Here is a 15,351-nt window from a genome sequence, read left to right as displayed (position 1 = left end):
GCAGCGGGGAGTGGGGAGGAATCGTAGGTCGTACCGGCACGTGCCTAAGAATATCGGTACGGCCGTTGGCTAATGTTCACGACATGACTTCTCGGACGCCGGACACCGCCGACAATCAGCTGATCGTGCGGCGAGCACGAACCTCCGACGTTCCCGAGATCAAGCGCCTGATCGACATCTACTCCGGCAAGATCCTGCTCGAGAAGAACCTCGTGACCCTGTACGAATCCGTCCAGGAGTTCTGGGTGGCCGAACGCGACGGCAACGTGATCGGTTGTGGCGCAATGCACGTGCTCTGGGCCGACCTCGGCGAGGTACGCACGATCGCGGTCGATCCGTCGGCCAAGGGCCAGGGTGCGGGACACCACGTGGTGGCCAAGTTGATCGAGGTCGCGCGGGAACTCGAACTCGAGCGTCTCTTCGTTCTCACGTTCGAGGTCGACTTCTTCGGCAAGCACGGATTCGTCGAAATCGACGGCACACCCGTGACCGCCGAGGTCTACGCCGAGATGTGCCGCTCGTACGACACCGGTGTCGCCGAATTCCTCGATCTGAGCTACGTCAAGCCGAACACCCTCGGCAATACCCGAATGCTTCTCACCCTCTGAAATCCCAGTGCGTGAGACAGAAGTGCCCTGATCCCATTTTTGTTCGACGAACCCGTCCCGAGAGAGCGAGAACATGTCCCTGTTCGTAGTGGAGTACACGTATTCGGCCGACACCGTCGCAGGACGCGACGAGCATCGCCCCGCCCACCGCGAGTGGCTCGGTGAGCTCGCCGAGCGGAAGACCGTCGTGTCGTCCGGCCCGTTCGCCGACGGCAGCGGCGCATTCATCATCGTCGACGCCGCCGACGCGGAGACCGTGGAACTGCTCTTCACCCACGACCCGTTCGCCCGCAACGGACTCGTGGCGGCCTCGCGGATCGTGGAATGGGTTCCGGTACTCGGCGAATTCAGTTCCTGACTCGCCGAGCACCGGACACCCTCGAGCACGACGTCCGGCGGACCTACTTCACCGGCGTCGTGTTCCGCGTCTTGAGAAGGCTGGCGACGGTGGTCACTGCCAGCACACCGATGATGACGGCGAGCGAGAACACCGTGGACACCTCCGGTACGGCCACGTGCTCGCCGCCGTTGATGAAGCCCAGCGTGTTCTCGTGCAGGGCGTGCAGCACGAGCTTGACACCGATGAACGCGAGAATGATCGACAGGCCGTACGACAGGTACACCAGGCGGTCCAGCAGGCCGCCGATGAGGAAGTACAACTGACGCAGACCCATCAACGCGAACGCGTTGGCCGTGAAGACCAGGTACGGCTCCTGGGTGAGTCCGTAGATCGCGGGAATCGAGTCGAGTGCGAACAGCACGTCGGTGAAGCCGATGGCGACCAGCGCGAGCAGTAGCGGCGTCACGACGCGCTTGCCGTTGATCCGCGTGACGAGCTTGTCGCCGTCGTAGGTGTCCGTGGTGGGGAGGATCTTCTTCGCGACGGCGACGATCTTGCTGTCGCGCTCCTCCTCCACCTCCTTCTCGTGCCCGTGATCACGTACCAGCGTGTACGCGGTGTAGATGAGGAACGCACCGAACAGGTAGAACACCCAGCTGTAGGCGTTGATCGCCGCGGCACCGACCCCGATGAAGATGCCGCGCATCACCAGTGCCATCACGATGCCGATCAGCAATACCTTCTGCTGGTACTCCCGCGGCACCGCGAATGTTCCCATGATGATGACGAACACGAAGAGGTTGTCGACCGACAACGCCTTCTCGGTGACGTAACCGGCGAAATACTCGCCGCCGTACTGACTTCCCCACAACCACATCACGACCAGGCCGAACAGGATCGCGACACCGATGTAGACCGACGACCAGAACGCCGACTCACGGAAGGTGGGGGCGTGCGGGGTGCGCACGTGCGCGAAGAAGTCGAAGACAAACAGTCCGAGAATCACCACACAGGTGATGACCCAGACCAGCGGTGACACATGCATGAACACAGACCTCCGGTAGACCTAGCGGGTACCGGAGGTCTCTCCCGCCGCGCCGGAACCTCTTGTCCGCGCGACTGACAGCACCGGATCGGCAATGGTGCCGATCGTGTTGACGATGCAGTCACAGAGGTGGGGATACTCCCCTCCAATTCGGTGACCATTCAACCACACTGCGCGAGAATCGCCCATTTCGGACACGCGCACGGGGGTTACTCCTGGTCGGACGGGGCCTCGTTCGGATCGCCGCCGCGGATCGACCACAGCAGACCGTCGAGTTCCTCGGGCTTGATGAGCACCTCACGGGCTTTCGAGCCCTCGCTGGGACCCACCACTCCCCTGGTCTCCATCAAGTCCATCAGGCGGCCTGCCTTCGCGAACCCGACACGCAGTTTGCGCTGCAGCATCGACGTGGACCCGAACTGGCTGGAGACGACGAGTTCAACCGCCTGCAACAGCACGTCCATGTCGTCGCCGATGTCGGGATCGACGTCCTTCTTCTCCCCGACCTTGGCGGCGGTGACGCCGTCGGTGTACTCCGGCTCCGCCTGGTTCTTGCTGAAATCGACGACCGCGGAGATCTCCTCGTCGGTGATGAACGCACCCTGCAGGCGTGTCGGCTTGCCTGCGCCCATCGGCAGGAACAGCCCGTCACCCATACCGATCAGCTTCTCGGCGCCGGGCTGGTCCAGGATGACCCGCGAGTCGGTCAGCGACGACGTCGCGAAGGCGAGCCGTGACGGCACGTTGGTCTTGATCAGACCGGTCACGACATCCACCGACGGCCTCTGTGTGGCCAGCACGAGGTGGATACCGGCGGCGCGCGCCTTCTGGGTGATCCGCACGATCGCGTCCTCGACGTCACGCGGCGCGGTCATCATGAGGTCCGCGAGTTCGTCGACGATGGCGAGGATGTACGGGTACGGCCGGTAGACCCGTTCGCTGCCGAGCGGCGCGGTGATCTCCCCCGACTTCACCTTGGCATTGAAGTCGTCGATGTGGCGCACGCGGTTGGCCTGCATGTCCTGGTAGCGCTGTTCCATCTCCTCCACCAGCCAGGCCAGCGCGGCTGCGGCCTTCTTCGGCTGGGTGATGATCGGCGTGATGAGGTGCGGTATGCCCTCGTAGGGCGTCAACTCCACCATCTTGGGGTCGATGAGGATCATCCGCACTTCGTCGGGTGTCGCACGGGACAGCAGCGACACCAGCATCGAGTTCACGAAGCTCGACTTACCGGAACCGGTGGAACCCGCCACGAGCAGGTGCGGCATCTTCGCGAGGTTGGCGCTGACGAAGTTGCCCTCGATGTCCTTGCCGAGACCGATCACCAGCGGGTGGTGGTCCTTGCGGGTGCTCGGGGCCGTGAGCACGTCGGCGAGGCGCACCATCTCGCGGTCGGAGTTGGGGACCTCGATGCCGACCGCGGACTTGCCGGGGATCGGTGCCAGCAGGCGGACGTTGTCGGTGGCGACGGCGTACGCGATGTTGCGGGCGAGCGCGGTGATCTTCTCCACCTTCACGCCCGGTCCGAGTTCCACCTCGTAGCGGGTGACGGTCGGGCCGCGGGTGAATCCGGTGACGGCCGCGTCGATCTTGAACTGCTCGAGGACCTCGGTGATGGCCTCGATCATCGCGTCGTTGGCGGAACTGCGCTTCTTCGGCGGATCGCCCTCGATGAGCAGCGACGTCGGGGGCAGCGTGTAGTCGCCCTCGACGACCCGGTCGGTCACGAACTTGTCGACGTCGGGCAGCGGTTCCGGTTCGGGTTCCGGCTTGGGGGCGACGACCGGCTTGGCCTTGGCACGCGCCGGTTTCGGCGCCGGCGCCGGCGCCGGCACGGGTTCCGTGGCGGGCTCGGTCTCCCACAGACCGAGCACCTCCGTCTTCGCGGTATCGCTGACGTCGTACTCGTCGGTGGGATAGTTGTCGGCCGGTGCACCCCGAGACCCGGTCTTGTAGTCGTCGACCGGGTAGCCGTCGGCGTCGAACAGTGTGGGGTCGTATTCGCCGTCCTCGTAGTACTCGCTGTCGTAGTCGGCGTAGTGGTCGCGGCCGAACGACGTCCCGAAGTACGACTGCAGCTTGCCGGGCACCTCGCGGACCGTGGTTCCGGTCAGCAACAGGACACCGAACAGTGCCGCCATCAGCAACAGCGGCGCGGCGAGCCACACGGTCAGGCCGTCCGTCAGTGGACCTCCCGCCGCGTACCCGACGAAACCGGCGCCGCGTGCCCTGCCCTCGGCGTCGGTAGGCGAACCGGTCGCGATGTGCCAGAGACCGAGAGCGGGCAGACCGACCAGCAGCGACCCCAGGACCAGCCTCGGCCGGATCTCGGGTTTCGGCTCGGTCCTCATCAGGATCACCGCGACGGCGACACCGATCAGGGGCAGGACGCCGGACGCCCCACCGAACACGGCACGGACTCCGGTCTCGATCCACTCGCCCACCGGACCGCCCGCGGAGAACCAGATTCCGCCGGCGACCACGACGCTGATCGCGATCAACCCGAGCGCGATGCCGTCGCGCCGGTGACCCTGTTCGATCTCGGCAGCCTTGCCGACGGTGCGGGTGGTGGCCCCGACGCCCTTGGCCATCAGCGACCAGCCGGCACCGATCCCCCGGCCCACCGACTTGAGGGGGCCGGACGCGGACGACTTCTTCGCGGCGGGCCTCCGGGCGCCGCCGCGGGAGCTGCCGCCGCGCGGCGAGGTGGACTTACGCGGAGTACTGACCGTCCGGGTCGTGCGGGACTTGGGCTTGGACGTGGTCGAGCCGCCTCGCACGCCCGTCCTCGCCGTGGACGTCGTCGTGCTCGAACCGCGGGCGCTCGCCTTACCTGCCATGGCTCTCAGATTAGTCGCTACGGCACCTTCCGGACCATCCGCAACACCCGTAACACGGCGAGACCTGCGGTGAAATGCCCTCAGAACCCCCGGTCGAGGGAGGTCACGGCGTCGATGTCGGCAGCCTCACCGTCGGTCTCGATGCGCACCTGGTCCCGGCCGAACGCGTGCAGGGCGAGTTCCGACGGTTCGCCGCGCAGGATCACCCGGCCGGCACCGGCCTTGCGGACGGTGGCCTGCTCCCCGGACGGCCGCTCGAGCACGACCGTCACCGGGGCGTGCCGGTAGCCGAGCTTTCCGACCTTGCGTGCGAGACCCCACAGCGCGTCCTGGCGCTCGTCGGGCAGGACCCGCGGCTCCCAGCCGTCGTGGGCGCGGCGCACATCCTCGTGGTGGACGAACATCTCCCCCAGGTTCACCTGTGCGTCCACCCAGTACATCGGCGACCACATCGGCGGACCCGACCGGACCTCGTCCAGCAGTCGGCTCCACGGACGCGTCGCCGTGTCGTTCTGGACGCGCTCCGTGTAGCCGGCGAGCCGACCCACGACGATGCCGGGGGCAGCGTCGAGGCGTCGTTCGCGCACGATCAGGTGGGCGGCCAGGTCCCGGTTGGTCCACGTCCCGCAGAGGGTCGGGGCGTCGGGACCGAATTCGGCCATCGAGTCGACGAGGGCGAGGCGTTCATCTCGGGCGAAGGTCACCCGTCCGAATCTACCTGCCGGAGAACTACTTGCCCTCGGCCGACGGAACCGCGATGACGGTCGGGACGATCATCGGCCGGCGACGGTACTTGTCCGCCACCCATTTGCCGACGACGCGCCGGATCGCCTGGGCAATGCGGTGGGCGTCGTTGATGCCCTCGGTGGCCAGGCGCAGGAGTTCCGCCTCGACCAGCTGCGCCGCGTCCTTGAGGGCCGTGGGGTCGTCGGAGAATCCGCGTCCGGACACCTCGGGGGTGCTGACCGCGCGTCCTGTGTGGTCGTCGATGACGACGTTGATGGCGATGAACCCGCCCTCGCCGAGGACCAGCCGGTCCGACAGCGTGGAGTCGCCGACGTCGCCGACGGACAGTCCGTCGACGTAGACGTGTCCGACGGGAACCTGCCCGACGATCTCGGCGAGACCGTCGACCATGTCGACCACCACCCCGTCCTCGGCGAGCACGATCCGGTCCTCCGGCACGCCGGTGGCCTTCGCGAGGGCGGCGTTGGCGCGCAGGTGACGCCATTCGCCGTGGACCGGCATGGCGTTGGTGGGCCGGACCGCGTTGTACAGGTACAGGAGCTCGCCCGCCGACGCGTGGCCGGAGACGTGCACCTTCGCGCTCTGCTGGGTGACGACGGTGGCGCCGCGCTTGGCGAGTCCATTGACGACGGCGAACACGGAGTTCTCGTTGCCGGGGATCAGCGAGGACGCCAGCACGACGAGGTCGTTGGCCCGGATGTTGATCTGCCGGTGCTCACCGCGGGCCATCCGCGACAACGCCGACAGCGGTTCACCCTGCGAGCCGGTGGAGATCAGGACGAGCCGGTCGTCGGGCAGGTTGGCCGCGGTGTCGATGTCGACCACCAGGCCGTCCGGCACGCTCAGATATCCGAGATCCTGCGCGATCTGCATGTTGCGGACCATCGACCGGCCCACGAACGCGACCCGCCGGTTGTACCGGTGGGCGACGTCGACCACCTGCTGGATGCGGTGCACGTGGCTGGCGAAGGACGCCACGATCACGCGCTGCTTCGCCTTGCCGATCACGTTGTCGAGCACTCCCCCGATCTCACGTTCGGGGGTGACGAAGCCTGGCACTTCGGCGTTGGTGGAGTCGACGAGGAACAGGTCGACACCCTCGTCGCCGAGACGGGAGAAGCCGGCGAGGTCGGTGAGCCTGCCGTCGAGCGGCAGCTGGTCGAGCTTGATGTCACCGGTGTGCAGCACGACTCCGGCGTCGGTCCGGATCGCGACGGCGATGGCGTCGGGGATCGAGTGGTTGACGGCGAAGTATTCGCACTCGAACGGACCGTGATCGGTGCGCTGCCCCTCGACGACCTCGACGAGGTTGGGGCGCTGGCGGTGCTCACGGCACTTGGCCGCGACGAGTGCAAGCGTGAACCGCGAACCCACCACGGGCAGATCCGGCCGCAGGCGCAGCAGGAACGGGATGGCGCCGATGTGGTCCTCGTGGCCGTGCGTGAGGACCACGGCCTCGACGTCGTCCATCCGGTCCTCGATGTGCCGGAAGTCCGGGAGGATCAGGTCGACACCCGGCTGCTGGTCTTCCGGGAACAGCACACCGCAGTCGACGATGAGCAGCTTGCCCTGGTGCTCGAAGACGGTCATGTTGCGACCGATCTCGCCGATACCGCCGAGCGCCACCACCCGCAGACCCTTGAACGGAGCCTTCGGCGGGGCGCCGAGCCGGGCCGTCGGATCGACCGAAGCCGGCCGGGCGTCCTGACGCTTGTTGCCGCCGCCGCGCCTGCCGGACCGGGACGACGACTTGTTGGCGGCGCCGCCCTTCGTGGAGGAGGTCTTCACGGGCGCGGACTTCGCCTGCGCTGACTTCGGAGCCGACGGCTGGTCTGCGACGACGGGCGCCGACTTCGGCGGCTCGGCGACGACCGGCGCCGACTTCGGCGGCTCGGCGGCCACGGGCGCCGCCTTGGTCGGCTCGCTCGCGGTGGGAGAAGGGGGACCGGCCTGACGGCTGGCGCTGCGACGACGAGGCGGTCGGGTCACGCGAGCACCCCCGCAGCGTGCAGATCGGCGGCCAGGAGGTCGAGTTGATCGTGGGTGGGCGCCACCTGCGGCAACCGGGGTTCGCCGACGTCCAGGCCGATCAGGCGCAGACCCGCCTTCGACGCGCTGACGCCGCCGAGACGCGCCACCGAGCGGATGACCGGGATCAGGCTGAGGTTGATCGCGCGGGCGCGGGCGATGTCACCGGCCGCGAATGCCGTGTGCAGTTCGCGCAACCGGCCGGGCACGAGGTGCCCGATGACGCTGACGAATCCCGTCGCGCCCACCGACAGCCACGGCAGATTGAGCGGATCGTCACCCGAGTAGAACTGGAGGTCTGTGGTGCCGATCAGCTCGGCGCCCGCGTTGAGGTCGCCCTTGGCGTCCTTGACCGCGACGATGCGCGGGTTCTCGGCGAGGCGCCGGATGGTCTCCGTCTCGATGGGGACCACGGAGCGGGGTGGAATGTCGTAGAGCATGACCGGAAGGTCGGTGGCGTTGGCGACGGCGGTGAAATGCGCGAACAGTCCGGCCTGCGGCGGACGCGAGTAGTAGGGGGTGACGACGAGGAGGCCCTGCGCGCCCGCGCGGGCGGCGTCACGGGCGAGTTCGACGCTGTGCGCGGTGTCGTTGCTGCCTGCGCCGGCGATGATCTTCGCGCGGTTGCCCACCGCGTCGATCACTGCCCGGAGCAGCTCGAGCTTCTCGTTCTCGGTGGTCGTCGGCGACTCACCGGTCGTACCGGCGAGGACGAGGGAGTCGCATCCGTTGTCGACGAGGTACGCCGCGAGGCGGACACCGGCGTCGACGTCCAGCTTTCCGTCCGAGGTGAACGGCGTCACCATCGCTGTGGACACGGTGCCGAACGGACGCTCGACGGGAGAAGCGGAATCACCGTAGGTCATGGTCAGAAGGCTACCCGGTGACCCAGGTACTTTTGCACACCAGTCACGCGTCGGCGGAAAACGTGCTCCGCGCCACCTCCGTGCCGTCGCCCCAGTCCAGTACCTCGAAGTCGCCGAAGACATTCGGCGCGGCCGCCTGCAGCTGCCTCAGGCACTCGACCGCGACGCGGCGAATCTCCACGTCGGCGTGCTCGGTGGCCCGCATCGAGACGAAGTGCCGCCACGCCCGGTAATTGCCGGTGACCACCACGCGGGTCTCCGTAGCGTTGGGCAGGACGGCCCTCGCGGCCTGCCTCGCCTGCTTGTTGCGCAGCGGCACGCTGGAGGTGTCCGCCAGTTTCGCTTCGAGGGCCTCGAGGAGTTCGCCGTACGCCGCCCGACTCGCGTCGGTGGCCTTCGCGAAGAGTTCCTCGAGTTCGGGGTCGCCGGCGATCGCGGGCGGAACGACGACATTGCCGTCGTTCTCGCGTACGAAGCGCTGCGACAGCTGCGAGTAGGAGAAGTGGCGGTGCCGGATCAACTCGTGGGTGCAGGACCGGGAGATGCCGGTGATGTAGAAGCTGACGGTGCCGTGTTCGAGGACCGACTCGTGCCCGACCTCGAGCAGATGGCGCAGATATCCGGCGTTGGTTGCGGTGCGGGGGTTGGGCTTGGACCAGCTCTGGTAGCACGCCCGGCCCGCGAACTCCGCCAGCGCTTCGCCGCCGTCGGCGTCGGTCTCCCACGGAATGTCCGCCGGCGGAAAGAACTCCGTCTTCGCGACGAGTTGCACCCTGAGCGGCACGGTCTGCGGCACTGCGCTGTTCCTCCTACCGAACTCCCTGGTCGGGAGTCCCTCCTGAATGCATCGACCCTAGTCGCAGCGGTGATCGGGGTCTCGGCGTGCCCCGTTCCGGCAGCGGCCTGGTTGCCGTGTGTTCACCCGCGCGTGTCAGTCTCGTCTCGCCCACACTTTCGGTGACACCGCAGATTCGTGGGGAGACTTCCTGTGCAGTACCGGACAGGCCGCGCACGCGCCGTCGTGATCGCAGTTCTCGGGACAGCGGTTCTCGGGGCCGCTCCCCCGGCGTTCGCCGGACCGCTCGCAGCGGGACCGTCGGTCGCCGAGAGTCCGGCACAACCCGCGGCAGGGCGACATCGCCCAACTGAAGTCACGCCAACTTGACTGACGTCACCAATGACGCCATGCTGGCGTCATGGACCTCGGCATCTACGTCTCCCGGCTGCGAGACGACCTGAACGCAGCAGCCGCACTCGGCGACGAGCAGACGCGGGCGACGGCAGCGGCGCTCGCCGCCGCGGTCGAACCCGCCGCCCGGCTGCTCCTGCTCTCGGCGCTCACCGATTTTGCAGGTGAGGTGACGTCCGAACTCGGCAATCGCACCGTCGGTGTGCGACTGGACGGCAACGAGGTGGCGGTCGACGTGCATCGCACCCCCACCGCGCCCGGACCGGAGGGGGAAGGAACCACGACAGCCGAGGACCTCGGTGCCGCCTTCGATGACGTCACCGGTGACATCAGCCGCGTCACTCTGCGTCTGATGGATCAGATCAAGTCGAAGGCCGAGGAAGCCGCCTCCCAGAACGGGGTGTCGCTCAATTCCTGGGTGTCGCAGGCGGTCCAGGGCGCACTCAAGGACCAGATGCGCCGCAACGGGAGAGACAATTTCTGAGCACCGGCGCACTCACTCCACGCCTCCGTCGGCGGCGGTGATGTAATTACGTCGCATCAGCCACACGGTGAGAGTCGCCACGGGCTCGAAGGAGCGAAGAACATGGCCGTTTCCGGCGTCAAGGAATTCGAGATCAAGGCCGATCCGGCCACGGTGATGGCCGCGATCGCTGCGGTGGATCGCCTGCCCGAGTGGTCCTCGGCCCACAAGTCGGTCACCATCGAGAGCACACACGACGACGGCCGCCCCCATCGTGTCCGAATGAGCGTCTCCATCCTCGGGATCAACGACGAGCAGGTCGTCGACTACACGTTCGAGGGCGACGACACCGTGTCATGGCACCTCGTCGAGAGCGGCCAGCAGAACGCCCAGGACGGCTCGTACGTCCTCACCGAGTCCGGCGCAGGCACCAAGGTCACGTTCGAGTTGACGGTCGACCCGAAGATTCCGCTGCCCGGGTTCCTCGTGAAGAAGGCTCAGAAGACGGCACTCGAGACGGCGAGCAAGGGCCTGACGAAGTTCGTCGAGAGCCTGTAGTTCCTCACTCTCCTCGCGGCCGCGCCGCCGCGGCCGCGAGGAGGGCACCGAGGTTGCCGCGATCGTCCACCCGGATGTCGTCCAGACCCAACCACGTTGCCATTCTTCGCAGTTCCGGGAGCAACGCCTCCACCACACACCCCGGATTCCGGTCGGGTTCCACGAACGCGGATCGCACCTCGAGCGTTCCCGACGCGCGGTCGGCCTTGAGATCGACCCTCGCGACCAGTTCACCGTTCAGCAGGAACGGAAAGACGTAGTACCCGTGGACACGTTTGTGCGCGGGGGTGTAGATCTCGAGGCGGTACCGGAAGTCGAATATCCGCTCGGTCCGCGGACGGCAGAAGACCAGCGGATCGAACGGGCACAACAGCGCCGCCCCCTCCACCTTCCGGGGAACCCGGACGTCGCGGTGGACGAATGCCGGCGCATCCCAGCCGCGGACCCCCACCCGTTCGAGCACCCCGTCCTCGACGAGTTCCTCGATGGCCGAGGCGGTCTGCGCCGGCGACAGTCGGTAGTAGTCACGAAGATCGGGTTCGGTGGCCACACCGAGGGCCCGCGCGGACCGCTGCACGAGGCCACGGACGGCATCCTCCTCCGAGACTTCCTCGGCGAGTATCGCTTTCGGCAGCACACGTTCGCTCAGGTCGTAGTGACGGGTGAAGGCGACCCGCTTGTCCACCGCCAGCGCGCCGGACGCGAACAGTTGCTCGCACACCACTTTGGTGTCGCTGCGATCCCACCACGGGCCCTTGCGGTCCGGCCGGTCGACCTCGAGGTGTTTCTCCACATCGCTCGCGCTGCACGCACCGACGGCGCCGATCACGTCGAGCACGTCGGCGGCGAGCGTGGGATTGCGGTCGAGTACGCGGGATTCGCCGGACCAGCGACCGTGCCGGTACCGGTGCATCCGCCAGCGCATCAGCGGCCAGTCCTCCACGGGGATGAACGCCGCCTCGTGCGCCCAGTACTCCGCCAGCATCCGGGGTGCGCGGGCCGAATGTGACCACGCCGCCGAATCGACCAGCCCGCGGTCGTAGACGCCGAGGCGGCTGAACAGCGGGACGTAGTGGGCGCGCACGGCCACCGACACCGAGTCGATCTGGAACAGCCGTACCCGGTCGAGAACCGAACGGACGTGCCGGCGCGTCGGCGCCCCGGCCGGTTTCCGGTCGGCGAACCCCTGCGCCCAGAGCGCCGATCTCCGGGCCGCGGCAGCGGTCATCTCACGCATGCCCGCAGCCTGCCATCAACCACCGACACGTTCCACCGCGACGTCAGACGTCCTCGGCCAGCGTCACGGCGACCGTCGCACCGAGTTCGTAGCACCGCTCCCGCGCGCTCGCGTCGAGCGATCCGGTCAGTTCCAGGATCTCGGCCACCTGGGTGAGCGCCAGCCCGGTCACGATCTTCTGCACCGATTTCACGGCCCCGGCGGTGTCGTTGTTGCCGTGCACCCAGAGCCCGTAGGGGCGGCCCGCGACCGCGTCGAGGCACGGGTAGTAGACGGTGTCGAAGAAGTGCTTCAGCGCACCGGACATGTAGCCGAAGTTGGCGGACGTCCCGAACAAGAACCCATCGGCTGCCAGGACGTCGGGCACGGTCGCGCCGAGAGCGGGAATCGACTTCACGTCGACCCCGTCGATGTCGGGGTCCCGCGCGCCTTTCAGCACGGCTTCGAGGCACTCACGGGTCACCGGCGACGGCGTGTGGTGGACGACGAGTAGTGACTTCACAGTCGTCAGCGTACGACCGGGCCCGCTTCCTATCGGCCGGGCTCGCCTTCCCGTTCGACGCGTTCGAGTTCCACGGCCCGTTTCATCGTCTCCCGGGCCCTGCCGCGGTCGCCGGCGTAGTCGTAGGCGCGGGCGAGGCGGTACGAGTTCCGCCAATTGTCCGGTTCTGCTTCCCATTCGGATTTGACCTGCCGGAACAGTGCGTCCGCGGCGTCCCGGTCGATGCGGCCCGAGGGGCGCTTCGGCAGATCGCTGACGTCCAGTTCGAGCCCCTCGTCGGCGATGCGGCGGGACAGATGCTGATGCTGGAATCCGGCACGCAGCGTGGCGTAGACGATCCAGGCGCCCAGGAACGGCAGGATCAGGACGCCGACACCCAGGCCGATCGCGGCCGCTCCGCCGGCCTGGATCAGCTCGATCCCGCGTCGGCCGAGAAGGACGAAGTAGAACACCAGCGCCGCGACCAGCAGTCCGATCGTGACGACGGTCTTGGTCGAGCCGTCCTTCACAGGTCGAGAAGGGGGTCGATACCGACGGTCAGGCCGGGACGGGAGCCGATCTCCCGCACCCCGAGCAGGACGCCGGGGGCGAAGGAATTGCGGTCGATCGAATCGTGCCGGATGGTCAGCGTCTCCCCCTGTGTGCCGAGGATGACCTCCTGATGGGCGACGAGCCCTGCCAGCCGCACGGAATGCACCCGCACGCCGTCCACGTCGGCGCCGCGCGCACCGTCCAGTTCGGTGGTCGTGGCGTCGGGGCTCGGTCCGACGCCCGCCTTGCGGCGTGCCTCCGAGATGAGGGCGGCGGTCCGGTAGGCGGTGCCGGACGGCGCGTCCGCCTTGTTGGGGTGATGCAACTCGATGACCTCGACGGAATCGAAGAATCGTGCTGCCGCCTCGGCGAAGCGCATGGAGAGGACGGCACCGATCGCGAAGTTCGGGGCGATGAGCACACCGACCTCGGGCCGCTCCGACACCCACGACCGCACCGTGTCGAGCCGGGCGTCGTCGAATCCCGTCGTGCCCACGACCGCGTGAATACCGTTGGACACGAGGAACTTCAGGTTGTCCATCACCACGTCCGGGTGAGTGAAGTCGACGACGACCTGCGTGCCGGCCTCGACGAATGTCTCCAGCCGGTCGCCGTGATCGACCTCCGCGACGAGTTCGAGGTCCGGTGCCTGCTCCACCGCCTCGCAGATCGCTCGGCCGACCTTGCCCTTCGCTCCGAGAACCCCGACCTTGATGGGTGCTGCTGCGCTCACTTCTCCACGCTCCGTCCAGTCACAACGATTCGCCCGAAAGCCTACGCAACCGACGGGTGCCGGCCGGTGCGCAGGGGCGGGGCGGGAGACCTACGTCTCGCCGTCAGACGCGGCCGGCCTCGTACTCGGGGTGCCAGTGCGGTGATCGGCCGAGCAGCGACAGCACCGCACCGAAATCGGCGGCGTCGGGGTCGGTCGGCAGGCCGGGCGCGAACGCGGCCCCCTCGCGCAACCGGTCCGCCCCGTCCGGGACGAGTCGTGCGATCGGGAGAACCGCGGCCACCATGCCGGATTCGGGCGCGAAGTCGAGCCCGAGCGACCGGGCGACGTCCCACGAATGGACCACGTAGTCGAGGAAGTGGAACCCGACGGCGATGGCTGCGGGGAACGGGAACTCGGTGCTGATCTCCGGCAACCAGAACTGCCGCTCCCCGACGCCGTCCCGGGCGAAGGCCTCGATGACGGTGTCGGCCGCCGAGCGGTACGCGGCGACGGGATCCGCCGACGCGTGCGGCCGCCAGTTCGACGGGTCGGGACCTCCGCCCGCTGCCGCTGCGGCGAATCCCCGGTGCTGCACGGTCATGTGGTCCAGCAGTTCCCCGAGAGTCCACTGCGCACGCGGTGTCGCGCGCTTCAGATCGTCGCGCGTCACCTGCGACACGAACTCCACACTCGATTGCACGGCGCGGATATCCCAGCGCCGGACCTCGTCCACATCCATCGTCGACACCTCGTCACTCGAATCGATTTGATACGCGTTCGCTTATCATCTACCTCGGTAGATGATCGGTCAAGGTGTATTTTCTGCGGTATGCCCAGCCGCGACCCGACGCACGGACAGCACGAACGCACCCGCCCCGATCTCGCGGCGATGACGACCGCCCTGAACCGCTCGCTGGTGGCGGCGGAACTCCCCGTGCTCGCGGAGCACGGGCTGACCATGTGGGGATACGTCGTGCTCCTGGCACTCGACGAGCACCCGCTGCGCACCCAGGCCGCGCTGGCGGAGGCAATCGGCGCCGACAAGACCCGGATCATCGGCGTGCTCGACGACCTGCAGGACCGTGGCCTGATCGACCGTCAGCGCGATCCCGCGGACCGCCGAGCCCGCCTGCTGTCGCTGACCCCGGACGGGCACGACGTGCGCGACTCGGCGCAGGCGGCGATCCGGCAGGGCGAGGAGCGGCTCTTGGCCAGGTTGCCGGAGCGCGACCGCGAGGGTTTCGTGTCCGCCCTGATCGCGCTGTCGGCACTGCCGGTCGAAGACGTCACCGGGCGCCCGGGCGACTCCACCTGACGGAGTTCGCGCCGGCTCCCCTTCAGCCGTGCCGCAGCGCGTCCACGGCCTTACCGATCCGGCGCTGCCGCGTCTCGTCCGTCTTGGCCCCCTCGACCGACAGCAGGTGCCGGCGCTGGTTGCTGTACGACAGTGCGTCGAACGCCTTTCGCGCGTCCGGCTGCCGGCCGAGCGCCTCGGCGAAGTCGGGCGGAACCGTGACGAACCTGGGTTCGGTGTCGAGCTCGACGTCGACGTCCACCTCGTCGCCTGCCGCGACCCCCGCACCTGCCCGGTTCTCGGGGATCCGGAAACCGGTCGCGGTCTTGCCGCCCAGCTCGATGGTGGTGCGGAACCTCATGGGCAGAATTCTGCCCGCGACCGGCCC

Annotated in this window: 17 protein-coding genes; 5 read left to right on the top strand and 12 right to left on the bottom strand. The window is 67.9% G+C overall.

What is annotated here, in order from left to right; all coding sequences use genetic code 11:
• Positions 1-83 precede the first annotated feature (83 nt).
• Both HGB39_RS25160 and HGB39_RS25155 read left to right on the top strand, forming a co-directional pair.
• Entirely contained in the window at positions 84-608 is a 525-nt protein-coding gene (locus HGB39_RS25160) for an amino-acid N-acetyltransferase (RefSeq protein ID WP_005240737.1), read from the top strand.
• 73 nt (positions 609-681) lie between these two features.
• The gene (locus HGB39_RS25155; protein ID WP_005240736.1) at positions 682-966 is read left to right on the top strand and encodes a YciI family protein; all 285 of its coding nucleotides are present in this window, start codon (positions 682-684) and stop codon (positions 964-966) included.
• A gap of 43 nt (positions 967-1,009) precedes the next feature.
• On the opposite strand, the gene HGB39_RS25150 is transcribed toward HGB39_RS25155, so the two are convergent.
• From HGB39_RS25150 to thyX, 6 genes are all read right to left on the bottom strand, one after another.
• A complete protein-coding gene (locus tag HGB39_RS25150; protein ID WP_007296384.1) occupies positions 1,010-1,993 on the bottom strand; it encodes a TerC family protein in 984 nt (327 codons plus the stop codon).
• Between the two features lie 209 nt (positions 1,994-2,202).
• Complete coding sequence (locus HGB39_RS25145) at positions 2,203-4,833, bottom strand: DNA translocase FtsK (protein ID WP_054246634.1); 2,631 nt, start codon at positions 4,831-4,833, stop codon at positions 2,203-2,205.
• Between the two features lie 80 nt (positions 4,834-4,913).
• A complete protein-coding gene (locus tag HGB39_RS25140) occupies positions 4,914-5,537 on the bottom strand; it encodes a TIGR03085 family metal-binding protein (RefSeq protein ID WP_005261160.1) in 624 nt (207 codons plus the stop codon).
• 25 nt (positions 5,538-5,562) lie between these two features.
• On the bottom strand, positions 5,563-7,569 hold the full coding sequence (locus HGB39_RS25135) for a ribonuclease J (protein WP_043787119.1): 2,007 nt from the start codon (positions 7,567-7,569) through the stop codon (positions 5,563-5,565).
• A complete protein-coding gene (gene dapA / locus HGB39_RS25130; protein ID WP_005261164.1) occupies positions 7,566-8,474 on the bottom strand; it encodes a 4-hydroxy-tetrahydrodipicolinate synthase in 909 nt (302 codons plus the stop codon). The genes HGB39_RS25135 and dapA overlap by 4 nt, the downstream gene beginning before the upstream one ends.
• Before the next feature lie 43 nt (positions 8,475-8,517).
• The gene (thyX, locus tag HGB39_RS25125; RefSeq protein ID WP_005261165.1) at positions 8,518-9,270 is read right to left on the bottom strand and encodes an FAD-dependent thymidylate synthase; all 753 of its coding nucleotides are present in this window, start codon (positions 9,268-9,270) and stop codon (positions 8,518-8,520) included.
• 400 nt (positions 9,271-9,670) lie between these two features.
• On the opposite strand from thyX, the gene HGB39_RS25120 reads away from it, so the two are divergent.
• Both HGB39_RS25120 and HGB39_RS25115 read left to right on the top strand, forming a co-directional pair.
• A complete protein-coding gene (locus HGB39_RS25120; protein ID WP_005561148.1) occupies positions 9,671-10,147 on the top strand; it encodes a toxin-antitoxin system HicB family antitoxin in 477 nt (158 codons plus the stop codon).
• Positions 10,148-10,249: 102 nt separating this feature from the next.
• Positions 10,250-10,684 (top strand): SRPBCC family protein, encoded by a 435-nt coding sequence (locus HGB39_RS25115; protein ID WP_005261167.1) that lies wholly within the window; start codon positions 10,250-10,252, stop codon positions 10,682-10,684.
• 4 nt (positions 10,685-10,688) lie between these two features.
• On the opposite strand, the gene HGB39_RS25110 is transcribed toward HGB39_RS25115, so the two are convergent.
• The 5 genes from HGB39_RS25110 to HGB39_RS25090 form a co-directional block, all read right to left on the bottom strand.
• Positions 10,689-11,921, bottom strand: a complete 1,233-nt coding sequence (locus HGB39_RS25110) for a winged helix-turn-helix domain-containing protein (protein WP_054246632.1) — start codon at positions 11,919-11,921, stop codon at positions 10,689-10,691.
• 43 nt (positions 11,922-11,964) lie between these two features.
• On the bottom strand, positions 11,965-12,423 hold the full coding sequence (locus tag HGB39_RS25105; RefSeq protein ID WP_005261169.1) for a flavodoxin family protein: 459 nt from the start codon (positions 12,421-12,423) through the stop codon (positions 11,965-11,967).
• 29 nt (positions 12,424-12,452) lie between these two features.
• Positions 12,453-12,932 (bottom strand): hypothetical protein, encoded by a 480-nt coding sequence (locus HGB39_RS25100; protein WP_005563881.1) that lies wholly within the window; start codon positions 12,930-12,932, stop codon positions 12,453-12,455.
• Positions 12,929-13,687 (bottom strand): 4-hydroxy-tetrahydrodipicolinate reductase, encoded by a 759-nt coding sequence (gene dapB, locus HGB39_RS25095; RefSeq protein ID WP_005261171.1) that lies wholly within the window; start codon positions 13,685-13,687, stop codon positions 12,929-12,931. Before dapB ends, HGB39_RS25100 begins: the two co-directional genes overlap by 4 nt.
• Before the next feature lie 103 nt (positions 13,688-13,790).
• Complete coding sequence (locus HGB39_RS25090) at positions 13,791-14,408, bottom strand: TIGR03086 family metal-binding protein (protein ID WP_005563882.1); 618 nt, start codon at positions 14,406-14,408, stop codon at positions 13,791-13,793.
• A gap of 90 nt (positions 14,409-14,498) precedes the next feature.
• Here HGB39_RS25090 and HGB39_RS25085 point away from each other — a divergent pair, with 90 nt between their 5' ends.
• A complete protein-coding gene (locus tag HGB39_RS25085) occupies positions 14,499-14,984 on the top strand; it encodes a MarR family winged helix-turn-helix transcriptional regulator (protein ID WP_005563883.1) in 486 nt (161 codons plus the stop codon).
• A gap of 22 nt (positions 14,985-15,006) precedes the next feature.
• Here HGB39_RS25085 and HGB39_RS25080 read toward each other — a convergent pair whose 3' ends face one another.
• Positions 15,007-15,324, bottom strand: coding sequence for a YdeI/OmpD-associated family protein (locus tag HGB39_RS25080; RefSeq protein ID WP_005563885.1), 318 nt, complete (start codon positions 15,322-15,324; stop codon positions 15,007-15,009).
• Positions 15,325-15,351: the final 27 nt, after the last annotated feature.

This window comes from Rhodococcus opacus (assembly GCF_012396235.1).
Lineage (GTDB): Bacteria > Actinomycetota > Actinomycetes > Mycobacteriales > Mycobacteriaceae > Rhodococcus_F > Rhodococcus_F opacus.
The sequence above is the reverse complement of the archived record's forward strand: the minus strand, read 5'-3'. Positions and strand labels throughout refer to the sequence as shown.

Bases quoted from the DNA above. Each gene is read 5' to 3' on its own strand.
- HGB39_RS25160 (WP_005240737.1), top strand. From the start codon at position 84: ATGACTTCTCGGACGCCGGACACCGCCGACAATCAGCTGATCGTGCGG.
- HGB39_RS25155 (WP_005240736.1), top strand. From the start codon at position 682: ATGTCCCTGTTCGTAGTGGAGTACACGTATTCGGCCGACACCGTCGCA.
- HGB39_RS25150 (WP_007296384.1), bottom strand. From the start codon at position 1,993: ATGCATGTGTCACCGCTGGTCTGGGTCATCACCTGTGTGGTGATTCTC.
- HGB39_RS25145 (WP_054246634.1), bottom strand. From the start codon at position 4,833: ATGGCAGGTAAGGCGAGCGCCCGCGGTTCGAGCACGACGACGTCCACG.
- dapA (WP_005261164.1), bottom strand. From the start codon at position 8,474: ATGACCTACGGTGATTCCGCTTCTCCCGTCGAGCGTCCGTTCGGCACC.
- HGB39_RS25120 (WP_005561148.1), top strand. From the start codon at position 9,671: ATGGACCTCGGCATCTACGTCTCCCGGCTGCGAGACGACCTGAACGCA.
- HGB39_RS25115 (WP_005261167.1), top strand. From the start codon at position 10,250: ATGGCCGTTTCCGGCGTCAAGGAATTCGAGATCAAGGCCGATCCGGCC.
- HGB39_RS25110 (WP_054246632.1), bottom strand. From the start codon at position 11,921: ATGCGTGAGATGACCGCTGCCGCGGCCCGGAGATCGGCGCTCTGGGCG.
- HGB39_RS25090 (WP_005563882.1), bottom strand. From the start codon at position 14,408: ATGGATGTGGACGAGGTCCGGCGCTGGGATATCCGCGCCGTGCAATCG.
- HGB39_RS25085 (WP_005563883.1), top strand. From the start codon at position 14,499: ATGCCCAGCCGCGACCCGACGCACGGACAGCACGAACGCACCCGCCCC.
- HGB39_RS25080 (WP_005563885.1), bottom strand. From the start codon at position 15,324: ATGAGGTTCCGCACCACCATCGAGCTGGGCGGCAAGACCGCGACCGGT.